General features: G+C 68.0%; 21 protein-coding genes and 5 tRNA genes. 20 read left to right on the forward strand and 6 right to left on the reverse strand.

Features of this window, described 5'->3' with window-relative positions:
• Positions 1–82: 82 nt before the first annotated feature.
• The 9 genes from SK854_RS34110 (at position 83) to SK854_RS34150 (ending at position 7,454) form a co-directional block, all read left to right on the forward strand.
• On the forward strand, positions 83–784 hold the full coding sequence (locus SK854_RS34110) for a helix-turn-helix transcriptional regulator (RefSeq protein ID WP_319979233.1): 702 nt from the start codon (positions 83–85) through the stop codon (positions 782–784).
• Positions 781–2,235: a Fe-S cluster assembly protein SufB gene (gene sufB / locus SK854_RS34115; RefSeq protein WP_319979234.1), complete on the forward strand. Its 1,455-nt coding sequence runs from the start codon at positions 781–783 to the stop codon at positions 2,233–2,235. Before SK854_RS34110 ends, sufB begins: the two co-directional genes overlap by 4 nt.
• A 1-nt stretch (position 2,236) precedes the next feature.
• Positions 2,237–3,394, forward strand: a complete 1,158-nt coding sequence (gene sufD / locus SK854_RS34120) for a Fe-S cluster assembly protein SufD (protein WP_319979235.1) — start codon at positions 2,237–2,239, stop codon at positions 3,392–3,394.
• Positions 3,391–3,705, forward strand: a complete 315-nt coding sequence (locus tag SK854_RS34125) for a non-heme iron oxygenase ferredoxin subunit (RefSeq protein WP_319979236.1) — start codon at positions 3,391–3,393, stop codon at positions 3,703–3,705. Before sufD ends, SK854_RS34125 begins: the two co-directional genes overlap by 4 nt.
• Positions 3,706–3,742: 37 nt before the next feature.
• The gene (sufC, locus tag SK854_RS34130) at positions 3,743–4,516 is read left to right on the forward strand and encodes a Fe-S cluster assembly ATPase SufC (protein ID WP_319979237.1); all 774 of its coding nucleotides are present in this window, start codon (positions 3,743–3,745) and stop codon (positions 4,514–4,516) included.
• Positions 4,517–4,542: 26 nt separating this feature from the next.
• A complete protein-coding gene (locus SK854_RS34135) occupies positions 4,543–5,820 on the forward strand; it encodes a cysteine desulfurase (protein WP_319979238.1) in 1,278 nt (425 codons plus the stop codon).
• Positions 5,820–6,260, forward strand: a complete 441-nt coding sequence (sufU, locus tag SK854_RS34140; RefSeq protein WP_266041286.1) for a Fe-S cluster assembly sulfur transfer protein SufU — start codon at positions 5,820–5,822, stop codon at positions 6,258–6,260. The genes SK854_RS34135 and sufU overlap by 1 nt, the downstream gene beginning before the upstream one ends.
• Positions 6,257–6,643, forward strand: coding sequence for a metal-sulfur cluster assembly factor (locus SK854_RS34145; RefSeq protein WP_093601376.1), 387 nt, complete (start codon positions 6,257–6,259; stop codon positions 6,641–6,643). The genes sufU and SK854_RS34145 overlap by 4 nt, the downstream gene beginning before the upstream one ends.
• A 259-nt stretch (positions 6,644–6,902) precedes the next feature.
• Positions 6,903–7,454: a hypothetical protein gene (locus SK854_RS34150; RefSeq protein WP_319979239.1), complete on the forward strand. Its 552-nt coding sequence runs from the start codon at positions 6,903–6,905 to the stop codon at positions 7,452–7,454.
• A gap of 109 nt (positions 7,455–7,563) precedes the next feature.
• Here SK854_RS34150 and SK854_RS34155 read toward each other — a convergent pair whose 3' ends face one another.
• On the reverse strand, positions 7,564–8,094 hold the full coding sequence (locus SK854_RS34155) for an NUDIX hydrolase (protein ID WP_319979240.1): 531 nt from the start codon (positions 8,092–8,094) through the stop codon (positions 7,564–7,566).
• 419 nt (positions 8,095–8,513) lie between these two features.
• Between SK854_RS34155 and SK854_RS34160 the strand changes: the two genes are divergently transcribed.
• The 7 genes from SK854_RS34160 to SK854_RS34190 all read left to right on the forward strand — a co-directional run bounded on the left by SK854_RS34160 (position 8,514) and on the right by SK854_RS34190 (position 10,366).
• A tRNA-Gly gene (locus SK854_RS34160) sits at positions 8,514–8,586 on the forward strand.
• 8 nt (positions 8,587–8,594) lie between these two features.
• Positions 8,595–8,668, forward strand: a tRNA-Leu gene (locus SK854_RS34165).
• A 1-nt stretch (position 8,669) separates the two neighbouring features.
• Positions 8,670–8,742, forward strand: a tRNA-Leu gene (locus tag SK854_RS34170).
• A gap of 88 nt (positions 8,743–8,830) precedes the next feature.
• Positions 8,831–8,908: transfer RNA gene (locus tag SK854_RS34175), tRNA-Ile, on the forward strand.
• Between the two features lies 1 nt (position 8,909).
• Positions 8,910–8,984, forward strand: a tRNA-Val gene (locus SK854_RS34180).
• Positions 8,985–9,072: 88 nt separating this feature from the next.
• Positions 9,073–9,897, forward strand: a complete 825-nt coding sequence (locus SK854_RS34185; RefSeq protein ID WP_319979269.1) for a DUF72 domain-containing protein — start codon at positions 9,073–9,075, stop codon at positions 9,895–9,897.
• A gap of 16 nt (positions 9,898–9,913) precedes the next feature.
• Complete coding sequence (locus SK854_RS34190) at positions 9,914–10,366, forward strand: NUDIX hydrolase (RefSeq protein ID WP_319979241.1); 453 nt, start codon at positions 9,914–9,916, stop codon at positions 10,364–10,366.
• On the opposite strand, the gene SK854_RS34195 is transcribed toward SK854_RS34190, so the two are convergent.
• Positions 10,363–10,773, reverse strand: a complete 411-nt coding sequence (locus SK854_RS34195) for a CBS domain-containing protein (protein WP_319979242.1) — start codon at positions 10,771–10,773, stop codon at positions 10,363–10,365. The two genes, SK854_RS34190 and SK854_RS34195, sit on opposite strands and share 4 nt — an antisense overlap.
• Positions 10,774–10,909: 136 nt before the next feature.
• Here SK854_RS34195 and SK854_RS34200 point away from each other — a divergent pair, with 136 nt between their 5' ends.
• From SK854_RS34200 to SK854_RS34210, 3 genes are read left to right on the forward strand one after another with little or no spacing between them, the layout of a single operon-like run.
• Complete coding sequence (locus tag SK854_RS34200) at positions 10,910–12,208, forward strand: prenyltransferase/squalene oxidase repeat-containing protein (RefSeq protein ID WP_319979243.1); 1,299 nt, start codon at positions 10,910–10,912, stop codon at positions 12,206–12,208.
• A complete protein-coding gene (locus SK854_RS34205) occupies positions 12,205–13,296 on the forward strand; it encodes a cytochrome P450 (protein ID WP_319979244.1) in 1,092 nt (363 codons plus the stop codon). Before SK854_RS34200 ends, SK854_RS34205 begins: the two co-directional genes overlap by 4 nt.
• Positions 13,284–14,114, forward strand: coding sequence for a UbiA prenyltransferase family protein (locus SK854_RS34210; RefSeq protein WP_319979245.1), 831 nt, complete (start codon positions 13,284–13,286; stop codon positions 14,112–14,114). The genes SK854_RS34205 and SK854_RS34210 overlap by 13 nt, the downstream gene beginning before the upstream one ends.
• Here the strand turns inward: SK854_RS34210 and SK854_RS34215 are convergent.
• The 4 genes from SK854_RS34215 to SK854_RS34230 all read right to left on the reverse strand — a co-directional run bounded on the left by SK854_RS34215 (position 14,111) and on the right by SK854_RS34230 (position 18,955).
• On the reverse strand, positions 14,111–14,911 hold the full coding sequence (locus SK854_RS34215) for an SAM-dependent methyltransferase (RefSeq protein ID WP_319979246.1): 801 nt from the start codon (positions 14,909–14,911) through the stop codon (positions 14,111–14,113). The two genes, SK854_RS34210 and SK854_RS34215, sit on opposite strands and share 4 nt — an antisense overlap.
• A 71-nt stretch (positions 14,912–14,982) precedes the next feature.
• A complete protein-coding gene (locus SK854_RS34220; protein ID WP_319979247.1) occupies positions 14,983–16,119 on the reverse strand; it encodes a carboxylate-amine ligase in 1,137 nt (378 codons plus the stop codon).
• A gap of 82 nt (positions 16,120–16,201) precedes the next feature.
• Entirely contained in the window at positions 16,202–17,878 is a 1,677-nt protein-coding gene (locus SK854_RS34225; RefSeq protein WP_319979248.1) for a GGDEF domain-containing protein, read from the reverse strand.
• Positions 17,879–17,998: 120 nt separating this feature from the next.
• Positions 17,999–18,955 (reverse strand): lycopene cyclase family protein, encoded by a 957-nt coding sequence (locus tag SK854_RS34230; protein WP_319979249.1) that lies wholly within the window; start codon positions 18,953–18,955, stop codon positions 17,999–18,001.
• Between the two features lie 19 nt (positions 18,956–18,974).
• Here SK854_RS34230 and SK854_RS34235 point away from each other — a divergent pair, with 19 nt between their 5' ends.
• Positions 18,975–19,433 (forward strand): nitroreductase/quinone reductase family protein, encoded by a 459-nt coding sequence (locus tag SK854_RS34235; protein ID WP_319979250.1) that lies wholly within the window; start codon positions 18,975–18,977, stop codon positions 19,431–19,433.
• The last annotated feature ends 207 nt before the right edge of the window (positions 19,434–19,640 follow it).

Below are 19,640 nucleotides of genomic sequence, written 5' to 3' on the forward strand. Positions count from 1 at the left end.
TCGAGCCACGTTCAGCCGTGAGTCAGGTCACCCTGTGACCGCGATCTTTGCGACCTCCGGCTAAATACGCAACACTGGTGTTGTGAAAAACGCCGAGACCCACCTTGACGCCGTGCCGCAGCACGACGGCAAGACTCGGCGTGCTGTCGCCAGGCTCCTCCTGGAGCAGGGCCCGGTCACCGCGGCGGGTATCGCCGAGGAGCTGGGCATCAGTCCCACGGCCGTGCGTCGTCACATCGACGCAATGCTGGTGGACGGCGAGGCGACGACCAGGGACGCACCGCGGCAGACCCAACGTGGCCGTGGCCGTCCCGCGAAGTTCTTCCTGCTGACAGACGCCGGACGCGCCCGGTTCGGCCACGCCTACGACGACCTCGCGGTCGCCGCCCTCAGGTTCCTCGCCCAGACGGGTGGGGAAGAGGCAGTGCGCGCCTTTGCGCAAAGTCGTGTCGACGCACTCGTGGACGGTCACCGCTCGACGATCGTGGCCCAGGCCACGCCCGCCGAACGGGCCAAGGCCCTTGCGACCGCGTTGACCAGGGAGGGTTACGCTGCGGCGGCGCGAAATGTGGGTACGGGCGAGCAGTTGTGCCAGCACCACTGCCCGGTCGCCCACGTTGCCGCCGAGTTCCCCCAGCTGTGCGAGACCGAGACGGAGACGTTCGCGAACCTCCTCGGTACCCACGTGCAGCGCCTCGCGACGATCGCCCGCGGCCACGCCGTGTGCACGACGCACATCCCGAACGTTCCACGGATCCCAGATGATGGAGGGGAGCCCGCATGACTGCCGCTGCCGAGCAGCGCACGCCCACCACGGTGCAGTCTCCGCTCACGCAGGAAGAGACGATTGCGTCTCTCGGCAACTACGAGTTCGGCTGGGCCGACTCGGACACTGCCGGCGCGAGCGCACGCCGAGGCCTCAGCGAGGATGTCGTCCGCGACATCTCGGCGAAGAAGAGCGAGCCCGAGTGGATGCTCGAGTACCGGTTGAAGGCGCTGAAGCTCTTCGACCTCAAGCCGATGCCGAGCTGGGGCGCTGACCTCTCTGGGATCGACTTCGACTCGATCAAGTACTTCGTGCGTTCGACCGAGAAGCAGGCCACCTCGTGGGAGGACCTGCCCGAGGACATCAAGAACACCTACGACCGCCTGGGCATCCCGGAGGCCGAGAAGCAGCGCCTCGTCGCCGGTGTCGCCGCCCAGTACGAGTCCGAGGTCGTCTACCACCAGATCCGCGAGGACCTGGAGCAGCAGGGCGTCCTCTTCCTGGACACCGACACCGCTCTGAAGGAGCAGCCGGAGCTCTTCAAGGAGTACTTCGGCTCCGTCATCCCCGCGGGTGACAACAAGTTCTCGGCGCTCAACGCCGCGACGTGGTCCGGCGGCTCGTTCATCTACGTGCCGAAGGGCGTGCACGTGGACATTCCGCTGCAGGCCTACTTCCGGATCAACACCGAGAACATGGGTCAGTTCGAGCGCACGCTGATCATCGTCGACGAGGGTGCGTACGTGCACTACGTCGAGGGTTGCACCGCGCCGATCTACTCCTCGGACTCGCTGCACTCGGCCGTGGTCGAGATCATCGTGAAGAAGGGCGGCCGCTGCCGCTACACGACGATCCAGAACTGGTCGAACAACGTCTACAACCTGGTCACCAAGCGCGCCAAGGCCGAAGAGGGCGCGACCATGGAGTGGGTCGACGGCAACATCGGCTCCAAGGTGACCATGAAGTACCCGGCCGTCTGGCTGATGGGCGAGCACGCCAAGGGCGAGGTCCTCTCGATCGCGTTCGCGGGCGAGGGCCAGCACCAGGACGCCGGCGCCAAGATGGTCCACATGGCACCGCACACCTCTTCGACGATCATCTCGAAGTCGGTGGCGCGGGGCGGTGGCCGCACGTCGTACCGCGGCCTGGTCCAGGTCAACAAGCGGGCGCACCACTCGAAGTCCACGGTGAAGTGCGACGCGCTGCTGGTCGACACCATCAGCCGCTCGGACACCTACCCGTACGTCGACGTCCGCGAGGACGACGTGCAGATGGGTCACGAGGCCACGGTCTCGAAGGTCTCCGAGGACCAGCTGTTCTACCTGATGTCGCGCGGCCTGAACGAGGACGAGGCCATGGCGATGATCGTGCGCGGGTTCGTCGAGCCCATCGCGCGCGAGCTCCCCATGGAGTACGCCCTCGAGCTGAACCGCCTGATCGAACTGCAGATGGAAGGGGCCGTCGGCTGACATGGCCGCCCTGTCTACGAAACCTCACTCCCACGGAGCTGTCGTTCCGGTCGCCTCGCGCGCAGCGCACTTCACGTCTTACGACGTCGATGCGTTCGAGGTCCCGGGCGGCCGTGAGGAGATCTGGCGATTCACGCCTCTCAAGCGTCTTGCCGGTCTGCACTCCGGCGCTGCGGCAACGGGTTCCGCTGCCGTCGAGGTGAACGCCGCCGAAGGTGTCACCGTCGAGACCGTGGGTCGTGACGACTCGCGGCTCGGCACCGCCGGCACTCCCGGTGACCGCGTCGCGGCGCAGGCGTACTCGTCGTTCGAGAACGCCACGATCGTGACGCTGCCCGGTGACGTGAAGTCCGAGCCGACCACCGTCACGGTGACCGGCGCGGGCGTCGGCGCCGTCGCCTACGGCCACATCCAGGTCAAGGCGTCGCAGTTCGCCGAAGGCACCGTGATCCTGGACTTCCGCGGTTCCGGCGCGTACGCGGACAACGTCGAGTTCCTCGTCGCGGACGGCGCTCACCTCACGGTGATCACCATCCACGACTGGGCCGACGACGCCGTGCACGTCTCGCAGCACCACGTGAAGCTCGGTCGCGACGCGACCATCAAGCACACCGTGGTCACGCTCGGCGGCGACGTCGTGCGCGTGACGCCGGTCGTGCAGTACGCGGGTCGCGGTGGCGACGCGGAGCTGTTCGGTCTGTACTTCGCGGACGCGGGCCAGCACCAGGAGCACCGGCCGTTCATCGACCACGCGCAGGCGAAGTGCCGCAGCAACGTCGTCTACAAGGGCGCGTTGCAGGGCGACGGCGCGCACACCGTGTGGATCGGCGACGTGCTGATCCGTGCGGCGGCCGAGGGCACCGAGACGTTCGAGCTGAACCGGAACCTGATCCTGACCGACGGCGCGCGTGCCGACTCGGTGCCGAACCTGGAGATCGAGACCGGCGAGATCGAGGGCGCGGGCCACGCCAGCGCCACCGGCCGGTTCGACGACGAGCAGCTGTTCTACCTGCAGGCGCGCGGCATCCCGGAGGACCAGGCGCGGCGTCTCGTCGTGCGCGGCTTCTTCCAGGAGCTGATCGCGAAGATCGCCGTCCCCGAGGTGCGCGAGCGCCTCGAGGCCGCCATCGAGGCAGAGCTCGAGGCGGTCGGCACGTGATCAAGGTGTGTGCACTGTCCGAACTGGACAACCGCAAGCCGTTCGCCGCCAGCGTCGACGACGTCGATGTCGTGCTGGTACGCGACGGCGAGCGGGTGCACGCACTCGCGGATCTGTGCTCGCACGCCGCGGTGTCGCTGAGCGAGGGCGAGGTCTCCCGCAAGGGGATCGAGTGCTGGTTGCACGGGTCGTGCTTCGACCTGGAGACCGGCAAGCCCTCCTCGCCACCCGCCAGCGAACCGGTCGACGTCTACGCCGTCGACATCCGTGACGGCGACGTCTTCGTCGATGTCACCGTCACCACGAACTGACTGACTTCTAGCTACACCACCAGGAGAACGGCAAGTCATGGCCACCCTTGAGATCAAGGACCTGCACGTCTCGGTCGTCAGCGAGGACGCTCCCAAGGAGATCCTCAAGGGCGTCGACCTGACGATCAAGGCGGGCGAGACGCACGCCATCATGGGCCCCAACGGCTCCGGCAAGTCCACGCTGTCGTACGCGATCGCCGGGCACCCGAAGTACACGATCACCTCGGGCACCGTCACCCTCGACGGTGAGGACGTCCTCGAGATGTCCGTCGACGAGCGCGCCCGCGCGGGCCTCTTCCTCGCCATGCAGTACCCGGTCGAGGTCCCCGGCGTCTCGATGTCGAACTTCCTGCGCACCGCCGCCACCGCCGTCCGCGGCGAGGCCCCGAACCTCCGCCACTGGGTGAAGGAGGTCAAGGGCGCGATGGCCGACCTCGACATCGACCCGGCGTTCGCCGAGCGTTCGGTGAACGAGGGCTTCTCCGGCGGTGAGAAGAAGCGCCACGAGATCCTTCAGCTGGGCCTGCTCCAGCCGAAGATCGCGATCCTCGACGAGACCGACTCCGGCCTCGACGTCGACGCCCTGCGCGTCGTGTCCGAGGGCGTCAACCGGTACAAGGCCTCCGGTGAGGTCGGCGTCATGCTGATCACGCACTACACCCGGATCCTCAAGTACATCCAGCCGGACTTCGTGCACGTCTTCGCGAACGGCCGCATCGTCGAGTCCGGTGGCCGCGAGCTGGCCGACGTCCTCGAGGCCGAGGGTTACGTGAAGTACACCGGATCCAAGGAAGCCGCAGCCCTTTCCTGATGTTGCAGGTGTTGAGAGGAGGCGCTGTGACCACCACCGCAGTACCACTGGACGTAGCCGCCCTGAGGGCGGACTTCCCGATCCTGTCTCGCACCGTTCGTGACGGGAAGCGCCTGGTCTACCTGGACTCCGGCGCCACCTCGCAACGCCCGACGCAGGTTCTGGACGCGGAACGCGCGTTCCTGGAGCAGCACAACGCCGCTGTGCACAGGGGCGCTCACCAACTGGCCGAGGAAGCGACCGACGAGTACGAGGGTGCGCGTCAGCGCATCGCGGACTTCGTCGGCGCCTCGTTCGACGAGCTGGTGTTCACCAAGAACGCCACCGAGGGCTTCAACCTCGTGGCGTACGCGATGGGCAACGCCGCGACCTCGGGTCCCGAGGCCGCGCGCTTCGTCGTGGGTCCCGGCGACGAGATCGTCGTGACCGAGATGGAGCACCACGCGAACCTCGTTCCGTGGCAGCAGCTCGCTGCCCGCACGGGTGCGACGCTGAAGTGGTTCAAGCTGACCCAGGACGGTCGTCTCGACCTGTCCGATGTGGACAGCGTGATCACGCCGCGCACCAAGGTCGTGGCGTTCACGCACCAGTCGAACGTGACCGGCGTGATCAACCCGGTCTCGGTGCTCGTCGCGGCCGCGCGGAAGGTCGGCGCGCTGACCGTGCTGGACGCGTGCCAGTCCGTTCCGCACAGCCCGGTCGACTTCCGCGGGCTGGGCGTCGACTTCGCGTCGTTCTCCGGTCACAAGATGCTCGGCCCGTCCGGCATCGGTGTCCTCTACGGACGTCGCGAACTGCTGGAAGCGTTGCCTCCCTTCATCACCGGCGGCTCGATGATCGAGCTCGTCAAGATGGAGGGCTCGACGTTCGCACCGCCGCCGCAGCGCTTCGAAGCCGGTTCACCGATGACGTCCCAGGCCGTCGGCCTGGGTGCCGCGGTGGACTACCTGAGCGTCGTCGGCATGGAGCGGATCAACGCTCACGAGCACGCGCTCACCGTTGCCGCGCTGGAAGGTCTTTCGGGCATCAAGGGTGTCCGCCTGATCGGCCCGCAGGACGCGGTCGACCGGGGCGGCGCCGTGCCGTTCGAGATCGAGGGCGTCCACCCGCACGACGCCGGCCAGGTGCTCGACAGCCTGGGCATCGCCGTCCGCGTGGGCCACCACTGCGCGTGGCCGCTGCACCGCTGCCTGAACGCCCAGTCGTCGGTGCGCGCGACGTTCTACCTGTACAACACGCTGGACGAGGTCGACGCACTGGTCGACGGCGTCCGCGAGGCGCAGAAGTTCTTCGGGGTGGCCTGATGCAGCTCCAGCAGATGTACCAGGAGATCATCCTGGACCACTACAAGAACCCGCACGGCCGTGGCCTGCGCGACCCGTTCGACGCGGAGTCGTTCCAGGTCAACCCGACCTGCGGCGACGAGGTGACGCTCCGGGTCCACGTCGTCGACGACGTGGTCAAGGACGTCTCCTACGACGGCCAGGGCTGCTCGATCAGCCAGGCCTCGACGTCGGTGTTGACGGACCTCGTCGTGGGTAAGCCCGTGGGTGAGGCGTTCAAGAAGATGGACGCGTTCGTCGAGCTGATGCAGAGCCGCGGCCAGATCGAGCCCGACGAGGACGTCCTCGAAGACGGCATCGCTTTCGCCGGTGTCTCGAAGTACCCGGCGCGCGTGAAGTGCGCGCTGCTGGGCTGGATGGCCTTCAAAGACGCAGTAGCACGAAGCCAGGGAGCAGCATGAGCACCGAAGAAGTCGTCCGGGGAGCCGAAGGCATGCCGGTCTTCGAGCCCAAAGCTGATGTCGCCGCGCTCGACGACCTCGAAGAGGCGATGCGCGACGTCGTGGACCCGGAACTCGGCATCAACGTCGTGGACCTCGGCCTCGTCTACGACATCCACGTCGACGAGAAGAACGTCGCCACGATCGACATGACGCTCACGTCGGCGGCCTGCCCGCTGACCGACGTCATCGAGGACCAGACCCGCGCCGCCCTCACCGGCGGCGGCAGTGGTGGCCTCGTGGCGGACTTCCGCATCAACTGGGTGTGGATGCCGCCGTGGGGCCCGGAGAAGATCACCGACGACGGCCGCGAGCAGCTGCGCGCGCTGGGCTTCACCGTCTGATCTCGGCTCGTTCGAACGGCGCGCATCCCACGCGGGGTGCGCGCCGTTTGCTTTGTGTGCAAGCGGTTGGTCCGGAAGCGCTAGTGACGGCCCTGGGTACGCCTGGGATGGTGGACGGTGCCAGTCGGCCTGGGGGCTTCCGGCTCACGCCTTCGATTCGGGAGGCTCGTTCTCGCGTGCCCCTGGGCCTTCACCACACCTGGGGGACAGACGCATCATGCAGGTAAAGACCACTCTCGGCAGACGTGTCGCCGTCTGCTTGACGACCATTCTCGCGTTCATCGGGATGGTGGCCGCACCCGTCCAGGCGGACACCGAGAAGCCGCCTCCCGGAATCAGCGCCGAAGCGTGGCGGGCCCGGCCCGCCGCCCCGGTCTTCAGCGCCTCGGCCAGCCCGATCCTCTGCTTCTCCGGACACGTGCAGGGCATCGGCTGGACGGCCTGGGACTGCAACGACGGGGACTGGGCCTACGCGGGTACCGAGAACCAGTCCCTGAGCCTCGAAGCCATCCTGATCATCGCTCACAGCACCGGCGGCAGGACGTGTGCCCAGGCGCACAGCAAGGACATCGGGTGGGGAGCCTTCCCCTGCGAGGACGACGGGCGGGAGTTCGCGGTCGGCACGACCGGACAGAGCCGCCAGATGGAGGCGTTCAGGTTCCGCCACACCACTCGGTGGAGCTGCAACAACGCGCACGGCCAGAACTACGGGTGGCAGAAGGAGGGCTGCGTCGGTCCTGACCAGTACAGGATGGCGGGTACCACCGGCCAGTCGCTCCGCCTCGAGGCCGCGACGGCCACCATCCTCTGATGCGTTGATCATGACGCGGAGGGACCGCCCGAATGGTGGTTCCTCCACACCGTCTGATCTCGGTTCGTTCGAACGGCGCGCGTCCTGCGGGGTGCGCGCCGTTCGTCGTTCAGAGCAGATCGAGGAACGTCGTCGCCAGCGGGCCGTTCAAGGACGTCCGGCGTGCCTCGGCGACGCTCACGAGCCGGGAACGCAGCTCGTACCCGTCGGTGTCGGTCCAGTCGGACCCACCGGCGCGTTCGGTCGCGGTGCCCTGGAACACGACCTGGAGGAAGTCCGGGTAGGGGTAGTCGTAGTCAGGACGCCTCGGGGCGAGGTGTTCGAAGTGCAGCCATCCCAGCGGGCGAAGGCTTTCACCGTCGAGCAGCCATCCAGCCTCCTCGTGCACCTCGCGTCTCGCGGTGTCCGCGTGCGTCTCACCGCATTCCCGCCGGCCACCGGCCAGGACGTGGGCGCCGTCGACGTTCTCGCAGAGGACGACCAGCTCGCCGACCCGCACGACGCACCGGACCGAGGTGACCAGCTCGTCGGGCAGGTCGGCCGGACCGGCGTGGGCGCTGACTCGCAACGGCATCGCGCCTCCCAGCCAGGACACCTCATCGGTGGCGGCGGGTGTGTGCACGACCAGCAACCTCGCCACGTCCGGGTGACGCACCCCGAATCCAGGCCCAGTACCCCACATGAACGTCATCGAAACAGAGATCCACCATCTGGAACACCGCGAGAAGCATGAATAAATGCGTTGCGAGCGTGTCCGAAGCTCGCATAGCTTGATCCCATCACGAACGACGGAGATCAACCGGAGGAAGACATGCTTGCCAACGCACAGCTCGCGGGATGGCGAATTCTCGCCCTCATCGCCGGCGGTCTGCTGGCGGTGGCGTGGGGCTCCACGCCATGACCTGATCCCCAGGTCATGACCTCGGAGCCGCCCACGGGAAACCCTGGGCGGTTTTCTTTTTGTCCTGCGCCAATGCCGATGAGCTTTGGAAGCGGAACGGATTCCAAACCCGTTTCCCGAGGGTTCGACTCCTTCCATCGGTGCTGCTCGAAAACAATGCGGCCGTGGTGAACTCGGCGGACACGTCGGTCTTCCAAACCGAAGAAGAGGGTTCGATGCCCTCCGACCGCTCGCTTCAAGTGGATCTAGCCCAACTGGTAGAGGCACATGGTTGAGGGCCATGACAGTCAGGGTTCGAATCCCTGGATCCGCACGCCCCGGTAGCCCAACGGAAGAGGCAACGCGCTCAGAACGCGTCCAGTGCAGGTTCGAATCCTGCCCGCGGCACTGCACAACTGAATCGGGGGACGCGCCGGCGCGCAGGTGATCCTTGCAAGATCGCCCTGGAGGGTTCGACACCCTCGTCTTCCACTTGCGTCCCGTAGCTCAGCCCGGTGAGAGCGTCCGTCTGATACGCGGTAGGTCCCAGGTTCAAATCCTGGCGGGACGACCACCGTCCGGTAGCTCAGGGGGAGAGCATCTGCCTTACAAGCAGAGGGTCCCAGGTTCGAAACCTGGCCGGACGACCACAAGATCACGCACGAACCGGTGAAGTAAATTGAACCCACGACCAACGGGGAGTGGGTGGGAGTGGCACGTCTTCACGTCGGCTGCGCGATGTGGAACCACAAGGCGTGGCCCGGACGGTTCCTGCCACAGCCCGCGCCGCCCAAGGAGCGTCTGCGGGCATACGCGGGCTGGTGCAACGCGGTCGAGGGCAACACCACCTTCTACGCGACTCCTGCCAGGGCCACGGTGGAAACGTGGGCGCGGCAGACCGATCCCGGTTTCCGGTTCGTGGTGAAGGTGCCGAAGGTCGTCACGCACGAGCGCAGGTTCGCCGGGGTCGAGGTGGAGATGCGGGCGTTCCTGGACGCGATCGAACCCCTCGGCGAGCGAGCCGTGCTGTGGACGCAGCTGCCCGCGTCGTTCGGCCCGCTCGACGTCGATGCTCTCGGCCGGTTCCTGCGCAGGCTGCCCGCCGGTCTCCGGCGCACGGTGGAGGTGCGTCACCTCGATTTCTTCACCGATGCTCGTTCGGCCTCGCTGCTCGAAGGAACGCTCGACGACGCGCACGCCGAGTGGATGACGTTCGACACCGAGGTCCTCTTCCAGAGTCCGCCGACCAGCGAGGGCGAAGTGGAGGCGTGGGCCAAGAAGCCGAGGATGCCGCGGCGGACGCGTGCGCTGACCGATCGGCCGGTCGTCCGCTACCTGGGCCGGGACTCCGTCGAGGAGACGGTGCGGGGATGGCGGCCGTGGGCCGAGGTGGTCGCGAACTGGCTCCACGAGGGCCTCTCGCCGACGTTTTTTGTGCACACACCCGACAACGACGACGCACCCGCTCTGGCCCGTCGCTTCCACGACGACGTGCGCGCGCTGGTTCCCGGACTCGATCCACTGCCCGAGCCGGCACCGGTCGAGCCCGCGACCCTGTTCTGATCCGTACAAAGGAACTGTGGATCACAGCAGCAGAGCGATCTCCGCGGCGGGTGCTCTCTTCTTCGACGACGCCGGTCGCCTTCTGCTCGTCGAACCGACCTACAAGCCGCACTGGGAGATCCCTGGCGGGGTGATCGAGCACGGCGAGACTCCGAGCGAGGCCTGTCGCCGCGAGGTAGCGGAAGAACTGGGCCTGGTCAGGGAACCCGGCAGGCTTCTCGTGGTCGACTGGGCACCCCAGGGCGACCAGGACCGCGTCCTGTTCGTGTTCGAGGGCGGCCTGCTCACCGCCGACGACCACATCCGCCTCCAGGCGGAGGAGCTCGGGCAGTACGAGTTCGTGACCCCGGACGAGGCAGGCCGACGCCTGATCCCGAGACTCGCTCGCCGCGTCTCCGAAGCGCTGCGAGCCAGGGAATCAGGCGAGACCCGCTACCTGGAGCACGGCGTGAGCAGGCCACACCCCTAGGCGTAGACCCGTTCGACGAACAACGCCAGCTCGTGCTCGGGCAGGTGCCGGGCGAGGTCCGCCTCCGACACCATGCCGACGAGCCGGTGCTCGTCGATCACCGGCACCCGCCGGATCTGGTTGTCCTCCATGGTCCGCAGCACCTGCGCCACCGAGTCCGAGGCGTCGACCCAGTGGACGTGGCCCCCGAACTCGCCGACCTTCGTCGCGGCCAGGTCGAGGCCGCCGGCCACGGCCCTGATCACGATGTCGCGGTCGGTGATGATCCCGTGCAGCCGGTCGTCCTTGCCGCAGATGGGCAGGGATCCGACGTCGAGGTCCCGCATCATGCGGGCGGCCTCGACGAGGTTCGCGTCCTCGTCCACGCACTGCACTCCGGGGTGCATGATCTCGCGCGCTGTCGTCACAACCTCCTCCTTCCGGCCTTGTGTCACGAGCATCCGCTCACCCGCACCACTCCGCAGATCAGTCCGCTGAACGGACTAGACCCTTGCCTGCCCAACGGCCCAGAGTGCTACTCTGAGTGTTCCTAGAGTGACGCTGTTGCTATCTCCGGGGGCCGCGATGAGGCTGTTGGCGCGACTGACCGACGATCCCTGGGGCGGCCTTTCACCGTCCGTGTACGAGACGGGCAGACTCGTCGCGCTCGCGCCGTGGCTGCGGGGGCACGACGCCCGGATCCGCTACCTCCTCGACACCCAGCACGCCGACGGCACGTGGGGCGGTCCCGGCGAATACGCGCTGGTCCCGACCCTGAGCGCGGTCGACGCGCTGCAGAAGCACCCGGCGGCGCGCAGAGGTCTCGAAGCGCTGCGCAAGCTGCTCAGCCGCCCGGTGAAGCTGCCCGACACGGTCGCCGTCGAGCTCATCGTCCCCGCGCTCGCCGAACGGCTCGGCCTGCGCACGCCGCTCGACCCGCGCCCGTTGCACGCGCTCAGGAACCGCCCGCTGCCGGACAAGCTCTGGCACACGCTGGAGATCTTCGGCCCACGTCCCGAGGTCGTCGCGGTCGACGGCGTCGTCGCCGCCAGCCCGGCCGCGACCGCGGTCCAGTTGCGGGGCCCGGTGCCGGGAGACGGCCTCGACTACTTGGAGGCCGTCCAAGAACGGCATGGAGGTCCCGTCCCCGCCGGAGTTCCGGTCCCGCTGTTCGAACGCTCGTGGATCATCGTCGCCCTCAAATCCGCGGGCCTGGACGTCCCCGATCCGATGGTCGAGCGGCTCCACGCGGCGTTCGGCGCACAGGGCGCGGCAGGCGGGCCGGGACTTCCCGCCGACGCCGACGACACGGCCACCGCACTGCACGCCCTCGCGTTGTGCGACAGCCCCGGTCCGGCGGACACCCTCGACCACTACCGGGAAGCCCGTCACTTCGCCTGCTTCCCGGACGAGCGCACCCCGTCGACCAGCACGAACGCCCACGCGCTCCAGGCGATCGGCCACGACCGGGAACTGGAGGAGTGGTTGCGGGACATGCAGGAACCGGAGGGCAACTGGCGCGACAAGTGGCACGCCTCGCCCTACTACGCCACCGCGTGCGTCACGAACGCCCTGCAAGGCAACGAAAAGGCCGTCGACTGGGTCCTCGGCACCCAGCACCACGACGGTTCGTGGGGTCGTTGGGAAGGCACCTACGAGGAGACCGCCTACGCCATCCGGATCCTGTCGTGCTCACGGCGAGACGTCACCGGAGCGGTGAGCCGCGGTGCGAAGTTCCTGCACGAGTGGGGAGACCGCGAGCACCCGCCGTTGTGGCACGACAAAGACCTTTACACCCCAACGAGAATCGTGCAGGCGGAAGGCCTGGCCGCACTCCACCTCGCCTGCGCGGTGCGTCGATGAACCGGACCGAGCTGAGGTTCACGCTGCGGCTGATCCCGTTCCTCGACTCGGTGGAGAGCGTCGAGGACGGCCTGGTCAGGCTCCGGGACCGGCGCTGGCTCGTCTGGCACCCGGACGTCATGGCCGCGCTGTTCCGCAACGACCGCGCGTTGCGGCACCCGCCGAGCCGCACGCTGAGTCCGTTGCTGGGCAACCGATCCGTGCTGTGGCTCGACGGCGCCGAGCACACCGCGTACCGCCGCACGCTCGCCCCGATGCTGCGCGGCGCCCGGTACCAGGAGCTGATCGAGGAGATGACCGGCCGCTCGATCGCCGAACTGCCGAGCGGCCCGACCAGCGTCTCCGCGTGGACCAGGAAACTCACCCTCAGGATCATGGGCCGTGTCGTCTTCGGCGTGGACGACGACGAGCTGCTGACCGCGTTCACCCGCTGGCTGGACCGGCGCCTCGGCAGCCGCGCCCGCACTCTCGCGCACCGCTACCTGACCCCTGGCGCCACGAGGTCCGACCCGCACCTCGACGCGATGCTGTCGCACCGCGCCCGAACCGCCGAACCTCCGGCGCTGGCCGCGTTCCTGCCACGCGAAGACCTACGTGATCAGGTCGTCTCACTCCTGTTCGCGGGCCACGAGACCACCGCGAGCGCCATCGCCTGGACGTTGTACTGGATCAGCCGGACACCGGGTCACGCCGGCGAACTCGACGACGACCTGCTCGACGCCACGATCAGGGAGTCGCTGCGGCTGTCCCCGCCCGCCGCGCTCGCCGGCAACCGGATGAGCGACGAGGGCATGGTGCTCACCCCGAGCATCTACCTGGCGCACCGCCGGGCCGCGACGTACGAGAACCCGCACGTCTTCGACCCTGCTCGCACGCCACCGCCGCCCGGCGCGTTCTTCCCGTTCGGCGGGGGAGTGCGGCACTGCCCCGGCAAGGACCTGGCGCTGCTGGAGATCCGCCTGATCGTGCGGGCGTTGCTGGCGCACAGGGACGTCCAGCTCAGTTCCCCGACCAGCACACCCCAGCTGCGGGGCGCCGCGATGGCGCCGCCGCCGGACCTCGCGATGGTGGCCACTTGCCGGCGTTGACCCACCTCCACCGCCTGGAACACCCCTTCGGCACGCACTACGCGTGCGCCGCCGCCTGGGGTGCCTGCTACGCGACGAGATTCGACCTCGCCGTGGTCATCGCGGTGCTCGCCAACTTCGTCGCGATCGTCTCCGGCAACCCGCTCAACGCCTACGCCGACGTACGCAACGACATCCACACCACCGACAAACGCCATCTCGCCCAGGCGGTGCAGGAGATCGGCGCGCGGAAGGTGCTCGCGCTGGCGATCTTCGAGATGATCTTCGCGCTCGCGCTGGCGGTCGCCGTCTCGTGGAAGGTCGCGGCCGGCGTCGGGCTGATCCTGGTGCTGTACCTGGCGTACAACCTCGAGCCGATCAGGTTGAAGCGGCGTGGATATTCCGGTCCGGTGGTGCTCGCGATCGCCGCGGGGCTGCTGCCGAGCATCACGGCCTATTCGGCGGCCGGGGGAGAGGCGGATCCGGCGGTGTGGCTCGTGTTCTCCGGTGTCGCGGCGCTGGCGACGGGGCGGGCGCTGTGGTGGGCCGTCCCCGACCGCGCAGGCGACGCCCGTGTCGGGTCGCGCACCCCGGCCGTCCTGTACGGCACTCGCCACGCCGTCAACGCGACCACCCAGCTGACCGTGGGCGGGTTGCTGCTGGTCGGCGGTGGGCTGTGGTTCCGGTTCGGGCCGTTCTGGGCGGCGATCGGCGTCGTCGCGTGCTCGGCGTTCCTGCTCGCGCGAGACCTGCCGACAGCGGGTCAGCAGCTGCGTTACGGCATGTCGATGGCCGTCACGTCGACGATCGTGCTGGCCGCGATCCCTTTGCTCGCCTAGAGCTTGCGCGCGAGGCCACCGGATCCGTGGAAGTTCTCCGGGTTGCGGTCCTGGACCTCGCCGGGATCCGGTTCCCACAACGGGATCGGCACCACGCCCGGTGCCAGGACCTCCATGCCGTCGAAGAACCGCACGACCTGCTCCGGGTACCGGAACGTGAAGGTGGGCAACGGCTGATCCCCGTACATGGCACCGAAAAGTCCCACCGCGGCCAGCATGAACGGATCGCGGCACGTGTGCGAGAGCCCGAGGTGGCTGCCGGGCGCCAGCGCGTTCAGGTACTTGGCCAGCACCTTGTACGGCTCGGCGTCGTCCGGCACGAAGTGCAGCACGTCCAGCACCAGCACCGCGACCGGCTCCGACAGGTCCAGCGTCGAACGGACCTCCTGCGACTCCAGCACCTTCTCCGGATCGCACAGGTCCGCGCACAGGTACGACACGTGAGGCTCGTCCGCGACGATCTCCCGGCCCTCGGCCGCCACCGCCGGGTCGATGTCCACGTACACCACGCGCGCGTCGGGCGCGACGAGGTGCACGTTGCCCGTCGTGGGCAGGCCGGAGCCGAGGTCGATGAACTGCCGCACGCCGAGCGCCGTCAGTCGCCTGACGACCCTGCCCAGGAACGAGCGGTGCGTGCGGCACAGGTAGGGCAGGTGCGGTGCCGCGGACACGAGGTGCGCCGCCAGTTCCTGGTCGGCCTCGGTGTTGCGGGTGCCGCCGAGCCAGTAGTCCCTGACCCGCGCGGTGTTGGGACGCTCCGGGCCGTTCACTCCCGGCGCCCAGATGGGGGTGGCCACGGAGATTAACTACCGGTTCGAGGCTTGGAGGTGACCCAAGTGAACCCGAGATTTACCCAATCGAGTGAACGTCAGACCGGTGCGGTCTGCGCGACCAGGAATCCCACCACGTCGTCCCGGCGGCCGCGGCGCGCGAACGCCCTTCGCTGCCGCACCGCGCCCGTGCCGTCGAGCAGCAACCGGTCGATCCCGGTGGTCACCATCTCGTAGTCACCGGCGAACTCCAGCGCCGGCCGGATCCACCGCACCAGCGACGCGACGATCGACGACGCCGGCGTGGGCGCGCCGGTGACCGGGTCGATGCCGAAGCCCTCCAGGCCGTCGCGCGCGGCACGCCACATCGCGACCTTCAGCAGATGCGGCGGCGGTGTCACGGGCGGCGCACCGGAACTCAGTGCGGTGGCGGCGATCCCGCGCACCAGAGCGGCCATCAGCACCGCCTCCTCGACCGTCGGCGCGACGTCGGAGACCCGCAGTTCGAGCGTGGGGTGACGGGCGGAGAGCCGGATGTCCCAGTAGAGCATCCCGGCGTCCATCGCCGCGCCGCTCGCGACGATCTCCTCCCGTGCCGTGAAGTACTCGGCCGCGGAGCCGAAGTGCGGCGGCGCACCCGAAGTGGGCCAACGGTTCCAGACCACGTACCGCCAGCTCGCGTACCCCGTGTCGCCGTCGAGCCAGTACGGCGAGTTCGCGCCCAGCGCGAGGATGGTCGGCAGCCACGGCCGCAGGTGGTTGCTCACGAAGATCTTCGACTCGTCGTCGGGCAGCCCGATGTGCACGTGACAGCCGCAGATCGCGAGGTCGTTGGTGAGCGCACCCATCTCCTGCGCCATCCGGTGATAGCGCGGGGAGTTCGTCAGCGGCGTCGGCATCGTGAGGCCCAGCACGGGCGTTCCGGTCGCGGCCAGCCTCGCGTCGTGGTGCGCCGCCCGTTCGATCAACGCCCGGCGTGCCACCGCGAGTTCGTCGCGCAAGACGCTCATGTCCGTGCAGATGCCGCTGGCCGATTCCACCTGATACTGCGCGATTTCCGGCTGCAGATCGACGTCGAACCGGTCGGCACCGGCAAGCACTTCCTTGGCACGATTGGCCAAATGACCGGTGGAGGCTTCTACGAGAACGAATTCTTCTTCCACACCAACGGTGAGGAGGCCGTCCGAGCTCGTGCGTTGCGCGGGTACCGCTTGAGTTCTGCTGCCGACGTGCACGCCGAACCTCCAGTGCGCTGAGTAGCAACATCGATGCTATGAGTGATCAGCGCGCCGCACAGGAGGCGTTCGGTTGTACTTCTTAACTCACCGCGCGTTGCGCGACACCACGCAGCACGTCACGTCGTTCGGTGCCCGGCCGGCCCATGACCCAGCTGGACCCCGCGAGCGACTTCGCGTGCTCCTTCACCGGTGCCAGCAACCGCGACACCTCTCGATACGACCCCACTGATCCTGGGGCACAGATAAGGGTCGCAAGAGAGAGGGTGACGTGTCGTCCTTCTGCCGTGTACTGCTTGTCGAGCAAACGAGCACTCAGCGGCACCGTTTCGTCGAGCCCGGCCAGCAGAAGGAAGTCGTCGCCGCCGACGTGCCCGACCTGCACGCCGGGGAACGCGTGCGCGAGGTCCGCCAGGGTGTGCCCGATCTCGCGGATGAGGTCGTCCCCGGCCGCGAACCCGACCGTGTCGTTGACCAGCTTGAAGCTGTCGACGTCCAGCCAGGAGATCGCGAAGATCTCGCCGGCCTCGATGCGCTCGTCCACGTTCTTCGCGATCGCGTCACTGCCGGGAAGGCGCGTCAACGGGCTCAGCGCGGCGGCCTGCTCCACCTTGAGCTCCGCGACACCGCGCACAACGTCCGCCACGCGCACAACGCCCATGCACCGCTCGTTGTGATCCACGACGATGAGGTCGTCGTTGGTGCGTTCACGGTTCGCACCCGCCACCACGTCCAACAGGTCGAGTGCCGACGACTCGGTTCCGATGACGTGCGGCTTGTCCGCGAGCCGTGCGGCCTCCCTCTTGGCGTGCAGGGCGTGGCCGTACGGACCGGTCACGGCGAGCAGGAACCGGTTGCGGTCCACCGACCACTTGGGGCGACCCTCGTCGTCGATCAGAACGACACCCGTGACAGACGGCTGAGACGCCAGGACCTCACGTACCTCTTCACTGGTCGCGTGCTCGTGCAGCGTCGTCGCCGGGTGCAGGAACGCCGTGATCCGGGGACCCGTGGTGCTGCGCCGGATCTCGCCGGTCTCCGTGACCGACTCGGGCTCGATGCGGGCGTTCACCGCCGGTCGCCGTTGCGGGGGCGCGAGGAACTTGCCCTGCGCGTACCCCACCCCCAGCTTGCGCAGGTAGGTCAGCTCCGCCTCGGTTTCCACGCCCTCGGCCACGACCTGACCGCCCGTGTACTCGCCCAGGTGCACCAGCGACTTCACCAGCGCGCCCCGCGCGGCGTCGCCGGGCAGCGTGCGGACGATCTCGCGGTCGAGCTTGATGTAGTCCGGCGAGGCACTCGTCAGCAGGCCCAGCGGGACGTCACCCTCGCCCACGCAGTCCAGCGCGATGCGGAAACCGTTGTTCCGCAGCGTTTGCATGCCACGGGCGAGGCGCGCGCGATTGGCGCGTGAGTACGGTTCGCCGATCTCGATGACGATGCTGTCCGGCGACCGGCCCGCGTCCCGCAGCGCACCGTAGAGAGGGCTCATCACCTCTGGCTTGTCCGCGATCGTGATCGCGAGCAGGTTGACGTGCAACGGCAGCATCAGGTCGAAGTCGGCCGCGGACCGGATGGCGCGGCAGGCGAGTCCGACGTCGGCGTTCGCCAGCAGGCCCGCCCGGAAGGCGGCCTGGAGCAGATCCTGCACGCTGCCGTCGTGCGGCCGGGCCAGAGCCTCGATCGCGACGACGCCCCCGGTGTTCAGGTTGAACAGCGGCTGGAAGGCGAACCTGACGTCATCCAGCAAGGCGGGCACGCCCCCGATCGTGCCGGTGCGAACGACCGGCACCAAGCGGGTTCACCAGCTGTTCACGAGCTTGGCGACGATTTGCCACACCGGGGCTGCGTTCGGTGACATGGCGTTCACGCTGGGAGTTCAGCGCGGGAGTTTCCACCTGAGATGGCTTGGAGCCATGCGGAACAACGCGAGCATGGCGGCTGCGGTTCCTTTGACGTCCTCACGGCCGGACAGGTACGCACGCTGATGCTCCGGCTCGAGCCGGAAGAACACCTCGAAGAAGTCCAGCGTCTCGTCCGGGCCGAGGCGGAGAAGCGCTTCGAGGCCCCTCATGCGCATCGCCTGCACGATGCGTGCCTTCATCGGCCAGATGACGTGCTTGGGGTCCTCGTCCGCCTTGATCGCCGCGGCGACCAGCGGCGCGAGTCGCAGTGAGGTGGCGACGCTGTAGCCGGTGGCAGGGTGGATGAAGCCGGCCGCGGCGCCGAACGCGTTGTCCGCCACCCTCGGTGCGTCCAAGGGGAATCGCACTCGTTCCTCTTCACGGCCTGGCGCGATGCGGGCGTGCAGGCGGTCGCGGAGCTCTTGGAGAGGCATGCCGGGCCGGCGCGCCAGACAGGTCTCTTCCACGAGGAGCCGGTTGTCGCCCAGAGGGACCGTGTAGAGGAACGTGTCGCCGTTGCCGCGCCAGTCCATCAGCGTGGTCTCGGTGCTGTCCGACTCGATGACCGTGCCCACAGCCGTTTGTTCGGCGCGGCCCTTTCGCGCGCCTGTGGCGTTGAACGTGTAGCGCGCTGCTTCTGGCCGTTGGAGCACTTGGACTGTGTCCGGCAGTTCGTGGAGCCTGGCGTTGTCCAGCACGACGTAGGTGCGTTGGATCAGGTGCTCCTCGCGCGCGTAGGCGCGGACAGTGGTGCTTGTGGACTTGACCGGGGTGTCTACGGGGAGCTCGTCGGCCCACGCGCCGTACGTCGCCGTCCAGGGCCGGTGCGGGTGACGGTCGACGATCGCCGTGTGGAGTCCTTCCTCTGCACATGCGCGTGCGAGCGCACGGCCTGCCGGACCTCCGCCAATCACCACCACGTCGAACGTCACGAGGTACATGATTGACCTCGTGGCCAAGACCTACCGCCAACACCTCGTCCGCCGCGTCGGCAACGTCGTCATCAGTCGCGCTGTCTCTCTCGGCATCGCACCCTCCTACTACGTACTGCTGACCATCCGTGGCCGGCGTAGCGGTGCGGAGCGGACGATTCCCATTCGCCTGATGCAGTACGACGGCCAAGAGTGGCTCGTAGCGCCGTACGGCGTTCGCGACTGGGTGCACAACGCACGGGCGGCTGGTTCTGCGGTCCTGCGAAGGGGACGTAGGTCACGTCAAGTCGTTTTGAACGAGGTTTCCGCGGCCGTCGCGGCGCCCGTGCTGGCCGCTTACGTGCGGAAGGAGCCGGTGACCAGGCCCTTCTTCGAAGCGAAGGTCGGCGACCCCGTTGCGGCGTTCGAGGCGGAGGCCGACCGCCACCCGGTCTTCACCGTGACGAACGCGCAGGTCAACGGTGGTGCGGGCGCTTAGGTGACCCCCCGATTTGGAGATCGAAAGTGCCCCGTGTAATGTTCTCCAAGTCAGAGCGACACGGGCCGGAAAACAAGCCGGAACGGGCCTGACAAAAAAGCCGAAAGACAAAGTGCCTCTAAGAGGCCGATTTGACACTGGCTCGCAAGACCAAATAAGCTTCAGCAACACAAGCCCCGGAAGTAAGTCAGCGAAAAGCTGATGTGA

This window comes from Lentzea sokolovensis (assembly GCF_033949975.1).
In the GTDB taxonomy this organism is placed as follows: domain Bacteria; phylum Actinomycetota; class Actinomycetes; order Mycobacteriales; family Pseudonocardiaceae; genus Lentzea; species Lentzea sokolovensis.